This window comes from Rhodoferax sp. GW822-FHT04A08 (genome assembly GCF_058801025.1).
Map to the genome: position 1 here is coordinate 43808 of NZ_JBXAMW010000005.1, position 18453 is coordinate 62260.

The following is an 18453-nucleotide window of genomic DNA, read 5'->3' on the forward strand; positions in this document are numbered from 1 at the left end:
CATGACAGCACGCATACTCATTGTTGAAGACAACGCCGCCAACCTGGAGCTGGTGCGCTATCTGCTGTCCTACCACGGTTACGCCGTCATGTCGGCCAGGGATGGTCCGCAAGGCGTGGCTGTGGCCTTGCAGGAGCGCCCCGATCTGATCCTGTGCGACCTGCAAATGCCCGGCTTTGACGGTTACCAGGTGTTGCAGGAATTGCGCGGCAAACTTACCGCCGTGATCGTTGCACTGACGGCCTTTTCCATGCCCAATGACCGTCAAAAGGTATTGACGGCGGGGTTTGATGGCTACATGTCCAAGCCAATAGACCCGGAAAAGTTCGTGCAGGAAGTGGAGCTTTACCTACCCGTTGCCCAGCGCGCGCGGGCAGGCAACTAGGGCCCGCGCGCCGTCTGCTTGTCGCCATGCCTGTCGTACTCATTGTTGATGACCAAACCGACAACCGTGACCTGGTGACCACCCTGGTCCGCTACGCCGGACACACCTCGCTGGAGGCAGCCAATGGCGGCACGGCGCTGGAACTGGTGCGTCGGGAAAAGCCTGATCTGGTGATTTGCGATTTGCTGATGCCGGTGATGGACGGCTATGAATTTGTGCGGCAGCTGCGCGCACACGCCGACATCGCGCATACCCGGGTCGTCTTCTACACCGCCACCTACCTGGAGGAGGAGGCACGTGCGCTGGCCGCTGCCTGTGGGGTGAAGTATTTGCTGTTCAAGCCATGCGAGCCGGAACTGATTTTGAAAACCATAGAGCTGGCCTTGCAGCAACAGCCGTCGAACGCTGCGTTGCCCGATGAAGCGGGTTTTGACCGTGAGCATATGCGCCTGTTGACCGATAAGCTGGTCTTGAAGGTGGGCGAACTCGAAGCAGCCAATCAGCGCCTGCATATGGAGGTCATGGAGCGCCAACGCGCCAGTGAGCGGCTGCAGGAGAGCGAGCTGCGTTTTCGCCAGATTGCCGACAACATCCGCGAGGTGTTCTTTCTCACCGACCCCGAGGAGTCAAGGTACTACTACGTCAGCCCGGCCTATGCCGGCATCTACGGTTTGAGCTGCGAAAGCCTGTATGCCAACCCGCAGTCATGGCTGCAGGTCGTCCATGCAGATGACCTGGAGCGTGTGGTCCGGAAACTGGCCGCGGGTCGCGCTGACGGCACGGGCTATGAACTGGAATACCGCATCCTGTGGGCCGATGGTCAGCAGCGCCATATCCATTCCAGTGCCTTTCCCATTCGCAATGCAGCCGGAGCGGTTTACCGCTTTGCCGGCGTGGCCGAAGATGTCACAGAGCAGGTGCGTCTGCGCGTGGAGCTGCGTGCGCGTGAGACCGATTTGCGCCGGGCCCAGTCCCTGGCCAAACTGGCCCACCTGGTTACGCGACCCGATGGGTCATTTGAGAGTTGGTCGGATTCCTTGCCCGCCCTTTTGGGCGTGGCGGCTGATCAAGTGGAGTCCAGTAGCCGGGCTTGGCTGGCTCGGGTGCATCCGGATGACCGCGCGCGATTTCGCGCCGTGTGCATTGAGGCCGCCAGAACCGATGCACCGGCCACTGTGGACTACAGGTTGCAAAGCGGAGGGGAAGGGTGGATTCACCTGCACCAGGAGCTGGAGCCCTTGCATAACGGCGCCAACACGCCGGGCAACCGGCGCTGGTTCAGTACGCTGCAGGACGTCACTGCGCAAAAGCTGTCCGAGCAAAAAATCCACAAGCTCAACCGCGTGTATGGAATGCTCAGCAGCATCAATTCACTGATCGTGCGGGCCACCAGTCGGGAACAACTGCTGCGCGAGTCCTGCCAGGTGGCCGTGGAGAAAGGTCAGTACCAGCTGGCCTGGATTGGTTCTCTGGAGGAAGGGTCCAGCGAAGGCGAGGTGCAGGCCTGGTGCGGGGATGATGGCACGTATGTGCGGCTGATCCGCCTGACCACGGCGTTGGATGCCCCTTTCAGCAGTCGGCCTGCGAGCCGCGCCCTGCAAAGCCTCAAGCCCATTGTTTCCAATGATGTACGCGCAGACCCCACGCTGGCAGAACTGGTGGACACCATGCTCGCACGCGGTCTGCACTCGCAGGCCTGTTTTCCCTTGGTTATCGGCCACCAGCCGGTGGGCGTGCTGACATTGTGTTCGGCAGAATTGAATGCCTTTGACGCACAGGAAATTCAGCTGCTGGTGGAGTTGTCGGGCAATATTTCCTTCGCACTGGACCACATCCAGAAAGGTGAGCGGCTGAACTACATGGCCTACTTTGATGCTCTGACGGGTTTGCCCAACAGCGCCTCACTGACCGAACGGCTTGAACAGGGCATCGCCGCCAGTGCGGCTCAGCAGCGCAAACTGGCCCTGGTTTTGATGGACGTGGAACGCTTCAAGGCGGTCAACCAGGCCTACGGGCGCCAGGGTGGCGACGCATTGCTCAGGCAATTGGCCCAGCGCCTGTTGGCTTGCCCTGATACGCGTCTGCAAGCAGCGCGCATCAGTGCGGACCGCTTTGCACTGCTCCTGCAGGACATGGCCGACGTGGACGAGGTCGCAAGGTGGATGACCCAGCAGTACCGCGACTGGTTTGACACACCCTTTGTCATACAAGGCCAGGTCTTGCATGTATCGGCCAAGATGGGCGTTGCCATCTATCCCACGGACGGCTCGGACGCTGAAACGCTGTACCGCAATACCGAGGCGGTCCTGAAGAAGGCCAAAAGCAGCAACGAGCGCGTGCTCTTTTACGATGTGCGCATGGCCGAGGCGGTAAGTGAGCGACTGGCGCTCGAAGGCAAGCTGCGTCTGGCTCTGAAGCGCGATGAGTTTGTGCTGCACTACCAGGCAAAGGTGGATGTGGATACCCGGCGTCTGGAAGGAGTGGAAGCCCTGATCCGCTGGAACAGCCCGGAATTGGGCCTGGTGCAGCCATCGCGATTCATTCCTTTGCTGGAAGAAAGCGGTCTGATCGTGGAGGTCGGCCTTTGGGCCTTGCGCCGTGCGGCGCAGGACCATGCGCGCTGGCGGGCACAGGGTCTGGTCGCCCCACGCATTGCGGTCAATGTTTCTGCTGTGCAACTGCGCGAGGCCGATTTTGTCAGCCGCGTGACCAAGCTGCTGGGTGAGCAGGTCGCACCGCAGGGCATCGATATCGAGTTGACGGAAAGTCTGCTGATGGAGGACGTCGAGAGCAATATCGAGAAGCTCAACGCCCTTCGCAGTTACGGCGTGCGGCTCTCCATTGACGACTTTGGCACCGGCTATTCATCCATGGCCTATCTGTCCAAACTTCCGGCAGAGATTCTCAAAATCGATCGCGCCTTCATACTCACCATGCTGGACGATCCCGACACTATGACACTGGTATCCACCATGATTTCCATGGCGCATTCGCTGCGCATGAAGGTGGTTGCCGAAGGCGTGGAAACCGAAGAGCAGGCCAAGATCCTGCGCCTGCTGCGCTGCGACCAGATGCAGGGCTTCCTGATCGGCCGGCCGGTTCCGTTTGAGGAGTTACGGCCTTGAGCCTACCGGTTACTTCTTTTGTATCCGGGTGATCTTGGTACCTTCGATACTCAGACTGGCCATGAGCCCCTGCTGGTCAAAGATGTAGGCATAGGCATCGTCCTTGATGGTGGAGCTGGAGATGTTCTTGGCCACTCCTTCGTTCACAACCACTACGCTGGGGCCGATACCGATCTCCCAGCCATTGGTCTTGTCGAGGTAATTCACGGCTTTGTCATTCATCAGGAAGACCACATAGCCATAGGATTCGGCCCCCGCCTGCCATCCCCAGGAGGCAGACACCGAGTTGTAGTATCCGTAAAACTTGCCTTCACGCGTCATCACGCCTTCACCGTAGCTGCCGCCAAACACCAGGCCCGCCTTGATGATTTTGGGAAACACCAGTACCGCGTGGGCACCCTTGGCCAATCGCTGCGCTTCCGGGTGGGCGCTGTACAACGCGTTGAGTGCCCGCTGCGCTTCGGCATTCAGGTCTTCCCCGGTTTCCGCCAGTGCCGGAAGCCCCACCGCTCCAAGAAGAAGAGACGATGCGGTAACGACCATGATGCGGTGGAAATTGCGGCGTGTAGATGGAGTCTGCATTGCGAAGTCCTTATAGGTGAACGCATATCGCCAACAAGGTCAGGTGCACAACCATGTTGCAACCTGATCGGCGTGACCGCGCATGGGCGAGCACTGGTTGTTGGCAGGGTCCGATGGCACGGATGCCATCACGAAGTGGTCATTTTTTTCCAGATGAAAAACCGACGGGGTAACAGGTCGTAAATTTCTGGAACAGGCACCCAGGGTTTACCCATGCAGGCATGGAAATGGCATGGCAGGGGCCGAATGCGCCGGGGGCTTACGGTACAGAGAGCCAGCAGACTTTGTTGCTGTCTTTCGTGAGCGAACACTGCCCAAATTCGTCATCGCAATCGCTGTGACCCATCTCCTGCGATTTGCACAACGCACACATGGCGTTTTGCAACTGGGTGACTTTGAAGGCGTCGAGATTGAAGCCTCTCTCGACGTCTCTTGCCTCATGGTAGAGACGGGCCACCTTGGCTTGAAGCACGGGATCTTCGGTCAGCTCCGCATGGCGTCCGGCCGCGTCTGCTATCGCGCTGGCTCTCTTTCGCACCCAGATTGACATGGTATTGAATCCTCCTTGCCGCAGTATGGAGATCGCTACGCAAGATGGATATCCCCCAAGTGGGTGAATTTGCAGTGCTTGTCGGTAACAACAGCGCACTTTTTTGCTCGGGAGCGACAAGTTTCTGCGGTACCAGGCAAGTGACCCGGGCAATGCTCTTACATCCGGTTACCTCTTGGCCGCCGGCTTGCGAATCGTCCACACGGCCAGACCCATCAGCGTCACACCTGCGATCTGCACCAGACTCAGTGTGGTGCCGTAAATGCCCCAGTCGAACAGCACGGCGGCCAGGGGGTAGACGAACTGCAGCACAGCGATCTGACCCAGGGTGAGGCGGGCCATGCCAGCGAAGAGAATGACGTAGGCAAAGCCGGTGTGGATGGCGCCCAGGCCGGCCAGCCAGGCCCAGGCAGAGACCTGCTGTGGCCAGCCGAATACAAACGGCGCCCAGGCCAGCACCACGCAGCCCACGGCGCATTGCCAGAAGGCCAGGGTGAAGGGGCTGATGGCCTGTTTGGACTTGGCCAGCAAGGTGACGCCGGCATAGCTCAGCGAGCCGCCCATGCAGAGCAGCAAACCCGTCACGTAAGCGCTGTCGGCTGCGTGCTGCGGCGCGTTGCTGTCCAGCAGGCCGGTGGTCAACGCCAGTCCGAACAAGGCTACGGGCGTGGCAATCCACTGCGCTCTGGAGACGCGCTCGCGCAGCACGATGGCGCTGAAGACGATGACCCAAATGGGCTGGATGTGGAACACCACCGTAGCCACCGCAATGGAGGTGCGCGGGATGGCGGCGAAGAACATGGCCCAGTTCAGGATCATCAGGCAGCCGGTGGCGCAAGCCACTGCCAGCGCTTTGCCGCTCAGGCGCAAGTCCTTCAGCGTGTGGTTGGCCGCACTCCAGGCCAGCAGGGCCAGCGCACCAAAGGCACAGCGAAACCACACTGTCACCAGCGGATGCTGTGCCGCTTCCTGCACGAAGACACCGATGGTGCCCAGCAGCGCACCACCTGCCACCATCAGCCACACGCCCCGTTTTTCGTTTGCCGCGGCGGTGTTGGACGCGGGGGCGGCGGCAGGCAGGGTCTTGGTTTGCATGGCCGGATGTTCAGCCAAGTGCCATACGCTGTAAAGCGCATAGTTCGAACATATATCATTCGATTTTCGAATGGATTGAGGAGTGCTGTGATCTATCCGGACTTTCAGATCGACTGGATGCGTGCATTCGTGGCGGTGGTGGACGCAGGCTCGCTGTCTGCGGCCGCACCGTTACTGCACCGCTCGCAGTCGGCAGTGAGCATGCAGATCAAGAAACTGGAGAACGCGCTGGGCCGGCCGGTGCTCTCACGCGGGCCACGTCATCTGCAGCTGACCGCTGCCGGCGAGGAGTTGCTGCCCTACGCCCGCCGGATGCTGGAGCTGCAGGCCGAGACACAGGCCGTTCTGTTCGGGCCACCGCTGGAAGGGCGGGTGCGCCTGGGGGTGCCGGATGACTACGCCTCAAGCTACCTTACGCCGGTGTTGCGCAGCTTTGCCGGGCGCCATCAAGGTGTGGAGATCGAGTTGACCTGCGAGCAATCCACTTCCCTCATCCCCAAGGTGACGCGTGGCGACCTGGACCTAGCGCTGGTTTCGCGTGACAAGCCGCAGCGCGGCAGCTTCCTGTTTCATGAGCCGCTGGTGTGGGTGGGTTCGCCCCAGTTTGAGGTCTGGCGCAAAGACCCCTTGCCCATCGCCGTGTACGAATCCGGCAGCATGGCCCGCATCGAAACCCTGGCGGCACTGGGCGCCAAGCGGCGCTCCTACCGCGTGGTCTATCACAGCTCCAGTCTGGCCGGGCAGGTAGCCGCGGTGGAGAGTGGCCTGGCGGTTGCGGTGCTGACCCGTTGCAGTGTGCCGGCGCACCTGCAGGTGTTGCAGAGCCTGCCCAAGGAGTACGAGTTGCCCGGACTGGCTACCATGGAGGTGGCGGTGTTGCGCAGCAAGGTGTCCAAGCGCTCGCGCGCGGTGGACGCCATGTATGAGCAATTCAGCCAGACCCTGGGCACTTGAGCAACCCACGAACGCAACCCGTTATTGACACTGCAACCCACCATGCCACGCTTCGCCGCCAACCTCTCCCTGCTCTACAACGAATTTGCCTTTTTGGACCGTTTTGCGGCTGCGGCCAGGGACGGCTTCTCGGCCGTGGAGTTCCTGTTTCCCTATGACTTCGAGCCCAGTGCACTGGCGCAGGCCTTGCAGGACAATCAATTGCAGCAAGTCCTGTTCAATGCGCCACCGGGCGATTGGAGTGCCGGTGAGCGGGGCATTGCGTGCCTGCCGGGACGTGAGGCGGAGTTCAGAAGCGGCTTTCTGCGCGCACTGGAATATGCCTAGGCACTGCAGTGCCCTCGCATCCACGTCATGGCGGGACTGGCGCCGGCGGGCGTTGAGCCTGCGGCACTCAAGGACACATTCCTTGCGAATCTGCACTGGGCCTGCGAAGCCGCCGCCGCGGGGCCGGACGTCCTGATCGAGCCCATCAACACCCGTGACTTTCCAGCCTACTACCTGAACCGTCAGGACGCTGCGCATGCCATCGTGCAGGAAGTGGGCGCTGACAATCTCAAGGTGCAGTTCGATCTCTACCACTGCCAGATTGTGGAAGGAGACGTGGCAAGCAAAATCCGCCACTATCTGCCCACCGGGCGTGTCGGCCACATCCAGATTGCAGGTGTGCCCGAGCGGCATGAACCATCGGTGGGGGAGCTGAATTACCCCTATCTTTTCGAGGTGATTGACCAGGTGAGCGCCACCTGTGGCTGGAGCGGCTGGGTCGGCTGTGAATACCGGCCCGCACGAGGCGCTGTGGCAGGTGCAACCTCACAGGGACTGGGCTGGCTGCCGCGATAAGGGGGATGCAGAAGCGGGCTGCATACACTTCTTTACCTTCTTCACACGCCACTAACAATTTGGATGCCCGCCATTCATCCAGGACTGCTTAAATTGGTTTTCACCAATACGAGGAATTCTTCCTCAATGGAGCAAAGTACATATGGCAAGTCAATTCACCTTCGTTCGTCAATGGACATCCCCCAGGTTGCGAATGGAAGTCGTGCTCGGTAGCCACACCATCAAGGCGTTTGTAACCGCACCCAAGGAGTTCAATGTGCTGGGCATTGTGCGTTTGGGCATGGAGTTTGGATTGCTGGGATTGACGGACGAAGGTAACTATGTCCGTATCAATGGTTCCAACGTCCAGACGTTGAACAACGATGAAGTGGAGGCTGCCATCGACCGGGCCACCACTTACGGCAGGGGCGAGCCCTTTGCTGCAAGGCGTCCTGCGGACGCTCCAAAGACCGCGCACGTGCCGGTTGTCACTGCGCGCAAGTGCCGCAAGATCGATCCGCTGCTGACCAACGCCAGCACCTGGTCGCGGCCGCACGCCGCGCGACGCACCACCGTTTAGCGCACCAGTCGGTAACCCACCGCGGTCTCGGTCAGCAAATGCTCGGGCTGAGTCGGATCGGGCTCCAGCTTTTGCCGCAGATGACCCATGTAGATGCGCAGGTAGTGGCTCTGCTCCGTGTGTGACGGCCCCCAGACCTCCTTGAGCAGCTGGCGGTGTGTCATTACCCGCCCCGCGTTGGCGATGAGCACCATCAGCAACCGGTATTCAATCGGCGTGAGATGGACCTCCTCACCGGCGCGGCGCACGACGCGTGCTTGCCGGTCCACCTCCACGTCGCCAAAGGCAAAGACCGGGACTTCGTCGCCCGTGCCTTGTTGCGCAGAGTCTTCGGGCCCTACACGTGTGCGGCGCAGGTTGGCGCGCACACGGGCCAGCAACTCACCCACACCAAAAGGCTTGGTGAGGTAGTCGTCCGCACCGGCATCCAGCGCTGCGATCTTGTCGGACTCGTCGGCGCGCGCAGAGAGCACGACGATGGGCACGTTCGACCAGGCACGCACGTCGCGGATCAGGTCCAGTCCATCGCCATCGGGCAGACCCAGATCGACCACCAGAAGATCAGGCTTGCGCGTTCCCGCATCAAGCAGGCCACGCCGCACGGTGTCGGCCTCATGCACCTGCCAGCCTTCAGCCTCCAAAGCCAGGCGCACAAAGCGGCGTATCTGCGGCTCGTCTTCAATCAGGATGGCTACCGGGGCGGACATGGGGGTATGGGCTTGCGGGTTAAATTTCTTCCACCGTCTCCATGGGCGGAGGTTCGGTGCGTGGCAGGCTGATTGTGAACGCTGCGCCCCCTCCGCTGGCCTGGCTGACGCTGATTTTTCCCTTGTGCGCTTCGGCAATGGCTTTGCAGATGGCCAGGCCCAGGCCGACACCCCGCGTGCTGGATTCGCTCTGGCCGCGCGTGAATTTCTCGAACAGCACATGTTCCTGCCCTTTGCTCGATGCGGGTAGGCCGGGGCCGTAATCGCGCACGGTGAGCTCCAGGTTGTTGGCCGTGGTACGGGCCGATACCCGTACGGCAGGCGTGTGCCCCTCCGGTGGGATGCCGTATTTGGCAGCGTTCTCCAGAAGGTTGACCAGGGCCCGCTCCACCAACGCTGCGTCGAACTCCACCAGCGGCAGGTCGGCGGGCACATCGGTTTGCACACTCAGTCCGGCCAGCGCATGGCGTGCGGCACGTATGGCACTGCCCACCACTTCCTCTACCGACTGCCAGTCGCGGCGCAGTTGCACCTGCCCGCTCTCCAGACGGGCCATATCCAGCAGGTTGCCCACCAACGCGCTGAGTTCGCGTGCCTCATTGCCCATGGCCTGCACCATGCTGTGCTGTTCGGTTGTGAGCGAGCCCATCTGTTCCAGCGTCTGCGCCTGCCCGATCAGTGCCGTCAACGGGGTTCGCACGTCGTGGGACATGGCTGCCAGCAGCGTGTTGCGCAGGCGCTCGGACTCCATCTGCACCACCACCTGCTGCGCCACCTCCACATAGTGCACACGCTCCAGTGCAATGGCAATCTGGCGCGCCAGGGTCTCAAGCTGCTGCACCTGCTCAGGGATCAGCAGCCATCGCCCCTGTGCCGGTTGCACTGCCATTACGCCGCGTATGCGCATGGGCGCCTGCAGGGGCACGTAATGCCAGGGGTTGGAGGGCAGGGTGGCGGTGGCCATGCCGGCCCGCTGTCCATTGCGAAAGCTCCAGTCGGCAATGCTGGCATCCATGCCCTGCGGCAAATGGGAGCCCAGCTCCAGCTGGTCTTCGGCATTGGCAATGAAGACCTTGGCCTGCCCGCCAAAGGTGCGGGTCACTGCGGCCTCGCCCAGCTCCACCACCTGCACCGTCTGCAGCGCGGCGGAGAGGTCGCGCGTCAACTCGAACAGGGCATGGGCGCGACGCTCCCGGCTGGCCGATACGCTGGCGGCAAAACGCAGATTGGCAGTGAGCTGGCCAATCAGCAGACCCACACCCAGCATCACACCAAAGGTCACCAGGTATTGCACATCGGTCACCGCAAACGACAGGCGCGGAGGTACAAAGAAGAAGTCGAATGCTGCAACCGACAGCACCGCAGCCAGCATCGCCGGGCCGCGCCCCAGGCGCACTGCCACCAGCACCACGCACAGCAGGAACAGCATGACGATGTTGGCCAGATCGAACAGCGCCAGCATGGGCAGCGTCAGCACCGTGGTGGCCACACAGGCCACCAGTGCCCAGGCATAGCGCTGCCAGCTGGTGTGCTGACCAGAGGCTTGCGTATCTTCATCGCTGTTGGCGGGAACCGCAGGCGCTATGCGCCGTACGGCCTCGGTGGACCCCACTTCGACAATGTCCAGCTCCTTGGCCAGGCTGGCCAGGCGCTGCATCAGGCGTGGGCGCAGCATATGCCTCCACGCGCTCCAGCGCGACGGCGCGGGCCGCCCCAGGACCACGGTGGCGCAATTGAGCATGCGCGCCCGCTCCATGAGCGTGCGGGCGACGTCGTTGCCGGTCAGCACCACGGTCTCGCCACCCAGCTCTTCGGCGAGCTTGAGCACCGTGAGCACGCGGTCACGCGCCACGGCGGGCAAGCGTTGCAATGCCGGCGTTTCCACATACACCGCGTGCCAGCGCACATTGAGCTGGCCTGCCAGGCGCGCCGCACTGCGCACCGCATGCTCGGCACCTTCGCCCGGGCTGACGCAGACCAGCAAGGCGCCCGAGGTATTCCAGGCATCGGAGTTCCTGTCCTGTCCCTGGCTGGCGATGCGGTGCTGGCGCGCACGGTAGCTGCGCACGTCGTCGCCCACATGTTCGGCGGTGCGGCGCAGCGCAATCTCGCGCAGGGCAAACAGATTGCCTTTGCGAAAGAAGTTTTGTGTGGCCCGCTCGGCCTGATGCGGCACATACACCTTGCCGGCCTTGAGCCGCGCCAGCAACTCATCGGCGGTGACATCCACCAGGATCAGTTCATCGGCATCATCGAGCACGGTGTCGGGCACGGTTTCGTTGATGCGGATGCCAGTGATGGCGCCCACGGTGCCGTTGAGGCTTTCCAGATGCTGTACGTTGAGCGCGGTCCAGACGTCGATGCCCACGCCCAACAGCTCCTGCACATCCTGCCAGCGCTTGGGGTGGCGTGAGCCCGGCGCATTGCTGTGGGCCAATTCGTCGAGCAGCAGTATTTCCGGCTTGGCCTGCAGCGCGGCGTCGATGTCAAACTCTTGCAGCACCTGTCCGCGGTAGGCGATCTGCTGGAGCGGCAGTTGCTCCAGTCCCGTGAGCAGTTCATCGGTTTCGCGCCGGCCATGGGTTTCCACCAAGCCGATCAGCACGTTCTTGCCTGCCGCCTTGGCGCGCTGTGCGGCCTGCAGCATGGCGTAGGTCTTGCCCACACCGGCGCTGGCACCAAAGTAGATGCGTAGCTTGCCGCGTGTGACTTCCTGTGCCTGCTCGCGTAGTTGGGCGAGCAGGGCGTCGGGGTCGGGGCGGGTGTCGGAATGCGAGGCCATGGGGGCTTTTGGAAGCTTGGGCAAATACGGTTGTTGTGGTTCGATTATTGAGCGGTTATTCCGGGTTACTTCGGGAATCAGGCCGCCGCGGCACTCAGCGCCGTTCGTGTCCCCCGGCCTGCGGCCTCCTCCTTTACCTCACCGCGCTGAGCGCCACGACCTCCTGATTCTGCAAACGTGTTTGGCGCGCAATGGATCCAAAGGCAATATCACATCGCGTCCAGCGCCAGGTTCAGCCGCAGCACATTCACTCCAGGCTCACCCATCAGTCCCAGCAAAGGACGCTCGGTGTTCTGCGCAACCAGCGCCTCCACCTTGACAGCGTCCAGCTTGCGCGCAGCAGCCACGCGCTTCACCTGGTACAGGGCGGCGGCCACGCTGATGTGTGGGTCCAGACCACTGGCAGACGCGGTGACCAGATCCACCGGCACGCTGGCTGTGTTGCTGGGATCGGCATCATGCAGGGCCTGCACGCGGCCTTTGACTGCGTCCACCAGCGCGGGGTTGAGAGGGCCCTGGTTGGAGCCACTCGACGCCAGTGCATTGTTGGGCTGTGGGCCGGTGGCGGAGGGGCGGCCCCAGAAGTGGCCGGGGTCGGAGAAGTTCTGTCCGATCAACAGCGAACCGACCGGCTTGCCGTCTTTGAGGACGAGGCTGCCCGCAGCCTGTGTCGGGTACAGAGCCTGTCCGAGGGCGGTGACTGCCAGCGGGTAGAGCAGGCCGGTCAGCACGGACAGCAACAGGAACAGAACCAACAAGGGGCGAAATGTGTTTTTCATGTGAGTGACTCCAGAATCAGGCCAGGTTCATGGCAACCAACAACATGTCGATGGCCTTGATGCCGGCAAAGGGGACGATCAGCCCGCCCAGGCCGTAGATCAGCAGGTTGCGACGCAGCAGGGAGGCTGCACCCACCGGGCGGTACTTCACGCCCTTGAGCGCCAGCGGAATGAGCGCCACGATGATCAGCGCGTTGAAGATCACCGCGGACAGGATGGCCGAGGACGCACTGCCCAGGCGCATGACGTTGAGGGCCGCGAGCTGCGGGTAGGTGGTGACGAAGATGGCCGGGATGATGGCGAAGTACTTGGCCACGTCATTGGCAATCGAGAAGGTGGTGAGCGAGCCGCGCGTCATCAGAAGCGCCTTGCCGGTCTCCACCACTTCCAGCAGCTTGGTCGGGTTGGAGTCCAGGTCCACCATGTTGGCGGCTTCCTTGGCGGCCTGCGTGCCGCTGTTCATGGCAACGGCCACGTCGGCCTGGGCCAGTGCGGGTGCGTCATTGGTGCCGTCGCCGGTCATGGCCACCAGACGACCTTCGGCCTGGTAACGGCGGATCAGCATCAGCTTGTCTTCCGGCGTGGCTTCGGCCAGGAAGTCGTCCACACCCGCTTCGGCGGCGATGGCTGATGCGGTGAGCTTGTTGTCGCCGGTGATCATCACCGTGGTGATGCCCATGCGGCGCAGTTCGCCAAAGCGTTCCTTGATGCCGGTCTTGACGATGTCCTTGAGCTCCACGATGCCCAGCACCGTGCTGCCATCGGTCACCGCCAGGGGCGTGCTGCCGCGGCGGGACACGTCGTCTGCAGCAGCAATCACGTCCGCATGCATCAGGCCGCCCTGGGCCAGCAGGTATTTGCGCACTGCATCCACTGCGCCCTTGCGCAGCACGCGGGTGCTGCCGTCGGGCTGTGTGGCGTCCACGCCGCTCATGCGGGTCTGGGCAGTGAAGGGCACTTCAATCACTGCGCCGGACAGATCGGGCACCTTCACCGTGCGCTGTGCCAGAAGCACGATGCTGCGGCCTTCCGGGGTTTCGTCGGCAACGGACGATTGCGCGGCGCAGATGGCCAGTTGCTGCAGCGTCACGCCGGGTGCCGGGATGAACTTGGAAGCCTGGCGGTTGCCATGGGTGATGGTGCCGGTCTTGTCCAGCAGCAGCACGTCCACGTCGCCAGCAGCCTCCACCGCACGGCCCGAGGTGGCAATCACATTGGCCTGCATCATGCGGCTCATGCCGGCCACACCCACGGCGGACAAGAGGCCGCCAATGGTGGTGGGTATCAGGCACACCAGCAGCGCCACCAATGCGGTAATGCTCACCGCCGTGCCGGACTGCATGGCTTCCACGCTGAACAGCGAGTAGGGCAGCAGCGTGACCGTCACCACTAGGAACACAATGGTCAGCGCGATCAGCAAGATGGTGAGCGCGATTTCATTGGGCGTTTTCTGGCGCTTGGCGCCTTCGACCATGCTGATCATGCGGTCCAGGAACGACTCGCCGGGGTTCACACCAATGCGCACCACCAGCCAGTCCGACAGCACACGGGTGCCGCCGGTGACCGAGGCAAAGTCGCCACCGGACTCTCGCACCACGGGGGCGGATTCGCCGGTGATGGCACTCTCATCCACCGTGGCCACGCCCTGGATGACTTCGCCATCCACGGGAATGATCTCGGTTGCTTCCACCAGCACCACATCGCCCTTGCGCAGGTTTTCTGCCTTCTCGGGCAGCCACGTGGAGCCGTGCACCGGTTCCTTCAGCTTCTTGGCCCAGGTGCTTTGCTTGAGGCTGCGCAGCGACTCGGCTTGGGCCTTGCTACGGCCTTCTGCAATGGCTTCGGCGAAGTTGGCAAACAGCACGGTAAACCACAGCCAGACGGCAATGCTGAGGATGAACCAGGCCGGTGCCTCACCGTGGCCTTGCAGCGCCTGCAGGCCCTGCAGGGTGGTGAGGATGCTGCCGATGTAGACGACAAACATCACCGGGTTGCGCCACTGCACGGCAGGGCTCAGTTTGGTAAATGAGGCCTTGATGGCCGGGCCCACCAGGGCCGGGTCCAGAATGGTCAGGGAAGAGCGGGTATTCATGATGGGTTTCTCGAAAAGTGCTTTCACTTGGGGGCCACGCTCAATGTGCGGGCCAGAGCATCAGGTGCTCCACCATGGGCCCCAGCGCCAGTGCCGGCACGTAGTTCAGCAGCCCTACCAACAGCACCGTGCCGATCAGCAGCACCACAAACAGCGGGCCGTGGGTAGGCAGCGTGCCAGCCGTGACAGGCAGGCGCTTCTTGGCGGCCAATGCACCGGCAATGGCCAGCACCGGAACGATGACGCCAAAGCGGCCCAACCACATCAGGAGGCCCAGCAGCACGTTGTAGAACGGTGTGTTGGCGGACAGGCCGGCAAAGGCGCTGCCGTTGTTGTTGGCGGCGGAGGTGAAGGCGTACAGGATCTCCGAGAAGCCGTGCGCACCGGGGTTGGCAATGCCGGCCTTGCCCGCATCGGCCATGACGGCAATGGCCGTACCCACCAGCACCAGAATCGGTGTCACCAGGATGGCCACCGAGGTGAGCTTCATCTCGTGCGACTCGATCTTCTTGCCCAGGTATTCGGGTGTGCGGCCAATCATCAGCCCGGCAATGAAGACGGCCAGGATGGCAAACACCAGCATGCCGTACAGGCCGGTGCCCACGCCACCGAACACCACTTCACCCAGCTGCATCATCACCATGGGCACCATGCCGCCCAGCGGGGTGAGCGAGTCGTGCATGCCGTTGACGGCACCACAGCTGGCGGCCGTGGTGATCACGGCAAACAGGCTGGTTGCGTTGATGCCAAAGCGGGTTTCCTTGCCTTCCATGTTGCCGCCGGATTGCAGGGCGCTGGCGCCCTGGTCCACACCCAAGGGGGTGAGCAAGGGGTTGCCGGTCTGCTCCGCCGGCATGATGGCAATCACCGCCACCACGAACATGACGGTCATGGCAGCCAGCACCGCCCAGCTCTGGCGCTTGTCACCTACTTCGATGCCGAAGGAGAAGCACAGTGCCGCCGGAATCAGGAAGATCGACAGCATCTGCACGAAGTTGCTCAGCGCCGTGGGGTTCTCATAGGGGTGGGCCGAGTTGGCATTGAAGAAGCCGCCGCCATTGGTGCCCAGCATCTTGATGGCTTCTTGCGAGGCCACCGGACCCATGGGCAGTGTCTGCTTGTCGGTCTGTGCGTCTTCCATCACGGCTACGCCCTTGGCATCGAGCACGGGTTGGCCGGCAGCGTCCACCTTGGGTTGCTGGAACTTGGTCACCTCCAGGGTGGTCACGTCCTTGTAGCCGTCAAAGTTCTGGATCACGCCCTGGCCGACCAGGAAGATGGCAAACACGAACGACAGCGGCAGCAGCAGCCACAGCGTGACGCGGGTGATGTCCACCCAGAAGTTGCCGATGGCTGCACTGGAGCGCGCGGCAAAGCCGCGCACCAGCGCAAATACCACGGCAATGCCGGTGGCCGCAGAGAAGAAGTTCTGCACCGCCAGCGCCAGCATCTGTGTGAGGTAGCTCATGGTGGACTCACCGCTGTAGCCTTGCCAGTTGGTGTTGGACACAAAGCTGACGGCGGTGTTGAAGGCGGAGTCCGGCGACACTGCCGCCATGCCAGCCGGGTTCAACGGCAGCACCGCCTGCAGGCGTTGCAGGGCATACACGGCCAGCGCACCCAGGGCGTTGAAGGCCAGCAGCGCCAGTGCGTATTGCAGCCACTTCATGGTCTGCTCTGGCGATGTGCCAGCCAGGCGGTAGAGCGGTGCTTCCAGCGCATGCATCCAGCGTGGCAGACGGCCGGAACTGATACGCGCGATCCACATGCCCAATGGCCAGGCCAGGGCAAGCAGTACGACAAGGTAGAGGGCCAGCAGGCCCCAGGCAGAGGCAGTCATCAGAAGTCCTCCGCACAAAACAGCGCATAGACCAGATACACCAGGAGCAGCAGCGCGCACATGCCGCCGGCTCCATATAGGACGTGCAAGGTGTTCATGGTCGTGCACTCCCCGGTTTTTCCAGTTTCTTCAGACCCCAGGCCATCAGCACCATGGCAAGCCACAGCGCCAGACCTCCAGCAACAAACAGTGCGTCCATACGTTCTCTCCAAAAAGATGGAGTCAGTATGTTTTTTGCGGCGTAAAACTGCTGTTCAGATTGGCGGGGTGGGCGTAAAAAAAGCGTAAAAACACCGGGCAGCCGGCGCTGTGCTCAGTGGACCGGGCTTGCGTGGAAGCGGTCCAGCACGTGGCTGGTCATGCCCCGGGCCAGCTCCTCTTCACCAAAGAAGACCGTGCCCACGTCCTCCTTGTGGAGCAGCAGGGACTCTTCTTCGCTGTGGGTGCGCACCACGATTTCAATGTCCGGGTTGAGCAGCCGGGCCGTCTCGGCCATCTTGCGCACATGCAGTGCGTCTGGTGTGGCAATCACCAGCATGGCGGCCTTGGCAATGTGGGCCTGTATCAGCACGTCGGGCTCGGATGCATTGCCGGAGACGGCCGCCACACCGCTCTTGCGCAAATCTTCCACCAGCTCACGGCTCTGCTCGGCCACCACATAGGGGATGTTGTTGGCCTCCAGCGCTTTGGCAATGCGCTTGCCCACGCGGCCAAAGCCGACCAATACCACCTGGCCTTCCAGGTACTTGCGTTCGGTGCTCACAGGCAGTTCGGCGTACGGGTCCTGCCGCTGCTCCAGCCTGCGCGCCAGATCGGATTTGGCCAGCACCCAGGTGCGCAAGGGTTCCACCGCGCGGAACAGGAAAGAGTTCAAAGCAATGGAGATCACCACACCCGCCAGGATCAGGCTCATGCCCTCGGGCGGCAGCAAGCCCAGCGACAGTCCCAGCGTTGCCAGAATGATGGAGAACTCGCCAATCTGGCCCAGCCCGGCGGCGATGGTCAGCGCCGTGTTCAGCGGATAGCGAAAGACCAGCACCAGCCCCAGCGTCATCAGTGCATTGCTCAAAATGACAATGGCCACTACGCCCAGCACCCGCAGCGGCTCCTGCACCAGGATCAGCGGGTTCACCAGCATACCCACCGACACGAAGAACAGCACCGAGAATGCGTCACGCAATGGCAGTGACTCTTCTGCCGCGCGGTGACTGAATTCGGATTCGCGCATGACCGACCCGGCAAAGAAGGCCCCCAGGGCAAACGACACGCTGAACAGCGCCGACGCACCGTAGGCAATGCCAATGGCCGTGGCAATGACCGAGAGCGTGAAGAGCTCGCGCGATCCCGTGCGGGCCACCAGCACAAACAGCCAGGGCAGCAAACGCCGCCCCACGATCAGCATCAGGGCGATGAAGGCCGACACTTGCAGCAAGGTCTGGCCAATCGTCACCCACAAGGGCTTGATGGGGCCAGCCACAGCGGCCGGACCTCCCAGCGCCGTGGCCAGGGGCGGCAGCAGCACCAGCACCATGACGGTGGCCAGGTCCTGCACCACCAACCAGCCCATGGCGATGCGCCCGCTCATGGTGTTCATCTGACCGCGCGCCTCCAGCGACTTGAGCAACACCACCGTGCTGGCACAGGCCAGTGACAGTCCGAATATCAGCGCGCCGCCCACGCTCCAGTTCCAATACCAGGCCATGGCCATTCCCAGCGCCGTGGTGACCGACATCTGGATGACGGCGCCAGGTATGGCGATGCGCTTGACCGCCAGCAGGTCGTCCGGCGCGAAATGCAGGCCCACACCGAACATCAGCAGCATGATGCCGATCTCCGAAAGTTGCGAGGCAATCTGCACATCGGCCACAAACCCCGGCGTTGCCGGACCAATGACCACGCCGGCCACCAGGTAACCCACCAGTGCAGGTACCTTGATGCGCTCAGCCACATAGCCCAGCGCCAGGGCAACGCAAAAGCCCGCAGTCAGTGTGGTGATCAAAGAGATGTTGTGATCCATGCGGTGTCCAGATGAACGTACGGGAGAAGGGGATTGCCCTTTTGTAACAGAACGAGACGGTCTACCCAGGCTTTGTAGGGGGATTTGCGTGCGCTTGATCCATGTTGTCACGCAATTTACATTTGTTCAAATATAATTGGCTT

General features: G+C 62.3%; 14 protein-coding genes and 1 pseudogene. 5 read left to right on the top strand and 10 right to left on the bottom strand.

Features of this window, described 5'->3' with window-relative positions:
• Nucleotide 1: 1 nt before the first annotated feature.
• Together AC1RMF_RS11775 and AC1RMF_RS11780 are read left to right on the top strand one after the other, a co-directional pair.
• Complete coding sequence (locus tag AC1RMF_RS11775; RefSeq protein ID WP_342620530.1) at nucleotides 2-385, top strand: response regulator; 384 nt, start codon at nucleotides 2-4, stop codon at nucleotides 383-385.
• Between the two features lie 26 nt (nucleotides 386-411).
• Nucleotides 412-3510, top strand: coding sequence for an EAL domain-containing protein (locus AC1RMF_RS11780; protein ID WP_493141624.1), 3099 nt, complete (start codon nucleotides 412-414; stop codon nucleotides 3508-3510).
• 9 nt (nucleotides 3511-3519) lie between these two features.
• Here the strand turns inward: AC1RMF_RS11780 and AC1RMF_RS11785 are convergent, their stop codons facing one another.
• The 3 genes from AC1RMF_RS11785 to AC1RMF_RS11795 form a co-directional block, all read right to left on the bottom strand.
• Nucleotides 3520-4092 carry a lipid-binding SYLF domain-containing protein gene (locus AC1RMF_RS11785; protein WP_493141625.1) on the bottom strand — a complete coding sequence of 191 codons (573 nt, stop codon included), beginning with the start codon at nucleotides 4090-4092 and terminating at the stop codon, nucleotides 3520-3522.
• A gap of 259 nt (nucleotides 4093-4351) precedes the next feature.
• Nucleotides 4352-4642 (bottom strand): hypothetical protein, encoded by a 291-nt coding sequence (locus AC1RMF_RS11790; RefSeq protein WP_342620533.1) that lies wholly within the window; start codon nucleotides 4640-4642, stop codon nucleotides 4352-4354.
• Nucleotides 4643-4810: 168 nt separating this feature from the next.
• Nucleotides 4811-5737 carry a DMT family transporter gene (locus AC1RMF_RS11795; protein WP_493141627.1) on the bottom strand — a complete coding sequence of 309 codons (927 nt, stop codon included), beginning with the start codon at nucleotides 5735-5737 and terminating at the stop codon, nucleotides 4811-4813.
• Nucleotides 5738-5824: 87 nt separating this feature from the next.
• Here AC1RMF_RS11795 and AC1RMF_RS11800 point away from each other — a divergent pair, with 87 nt between their 5' ends.
• The 3 genes and pseudogenes from AC1RMF_RS11800 (at nucleotide 5825) to AC1RMF_RS11810 (ending at nucleotide 8093) form a co-directional block, all read left to right on the top strand.
• Nucleotides 5825-6691, top strand: coding sequence for a LysR family transcriptional regulator (locus AC1RMF_RS11800; RefSeq protein WP_493141629.1), 867 nt, complete (start codon nucleotides 5825-5827; stop codon nucleotides 6689-6691).
• Nucleotides 6692-6733: 42 nt separating this feature from the next.
• Nucleotides 6734-7534: pseudogene (gene otnI, locus AC1RMF_RS11805) on the top strand (2-oxo-tetronate isomerase).
• Between the two features lie 193 nt (nucleotides 7535-7727).
• Entirely contained in the window at nucleotides 7728-8093 is a 366-nt protein-coding gene (locus tag AC1RMF_RS11810; RefSeq protein WP_493141631.1) for a hypothetical protein, read from the top strand.
• Here the strand turns inward: AC1RMF_RS11810 and kdpE are convergent.
• The 7 genes from kdpE to AC1RMF_RS11845 form a co-directional block, all read right to left on the bottom strand.
• A complete protein-coding gene (gene kdpE / locus AC1RMF_RS11815; RefSeq protein WP_493141633.1) occupies nucleotides 8090-8800 on the bottom strand; it encodes a two-component system response regulator KdpE in 711 nt (236 codons plus the stop codon). The two genes, AC1RMF_RS11810 and kdpE, sit on opposite strands and share 4 nt — an antisense overlap.
• Nucleotides 8801-8819: 19 nt before the next feature.
• Nucleotides 8820-11582 (bottom strand): DUF4118 domain-containing protein, encoded by a 2763-nt coding sequence (locus AC1RMF_RS11820; RefSeq protein WP_493141635.1) that lies wholly within the window; start codon nucleotides 11580-11582, stop codon nucleotides 8820-8822.
• A 209-nt stretch (nucleotides 11583-11791) separates the two neighbouring features.
• Nucleotides 11792-12361 (bottom strand): potassium-transporting ATPase subunit KdpC, encoded by a 570-nt coding sequence (gene kdpC / locus AC1RMF_RS11825; RefSeq protein WP_493141636.1) that lies wholly within the window; start codon nucleotides 12359-12361, stop codon nucleotides 11792-11794.
• Between the two features lie 16 nt (nucleotides 12362-12377).
• Nucleotides 12378-14453: a potassium-transporting ATPase subunit KdpB gene (kdpB, locus tag AC1RMF_RS11830; RefSeq protein WP_493141638.1), complete on the bottom strand. Its 2076-nt coding sequence runs from the start codon at nucleotides 14451-14453 to the stop codon at nucleotides 12378-12380.
• 40 nt (nucleotides 14454-14493) lie between these two features.
• Nucleotides 14494-16293, bottom strand: a complete 1800-nt coding sequence (kdpA, locus tag AC1RMF_RS11835) for a potassium-transporting ATPase subunit KdpA (protein ID WP_493141640.1) — start codon at nucleotides 16291-16293, stop codon at nucleotides 14494-14496.
• The gene (gene kdpF, locus AC1RMF_RS11840; protein WP_342620543.1) at nucleotides 16293-16391 is read right to left on the bottom strand and encodes a K(+)-transporting ATPase subunit F; all 99 of its coding nucleotides are present in this window, start codon (nucleotides 16389-16391) and stop codon (nucleotides 16293-16295) included. Before kdpF ends, kdpA begins: the two co-directional genes overlap by 1 nt.
• Nucleotides 16392-16606: 215 nt before the next feature.
• Nucleotides 16607-18310 carry a cation:proton antiporter gene (locus AC1RMF_RS11845; RefSeq protein ID WP_493141641.1) on the bottom strand — a complete coding sequence of 568 codons (1704 nt, stop codon included), beginning with the start codon at nucleotides 18308-18310 and terminating at the stop codon, nucleotides 16607-16609.
• Between the last annotated feature and the right edge of the window lie 143 nt (nucleotides 18311-18453).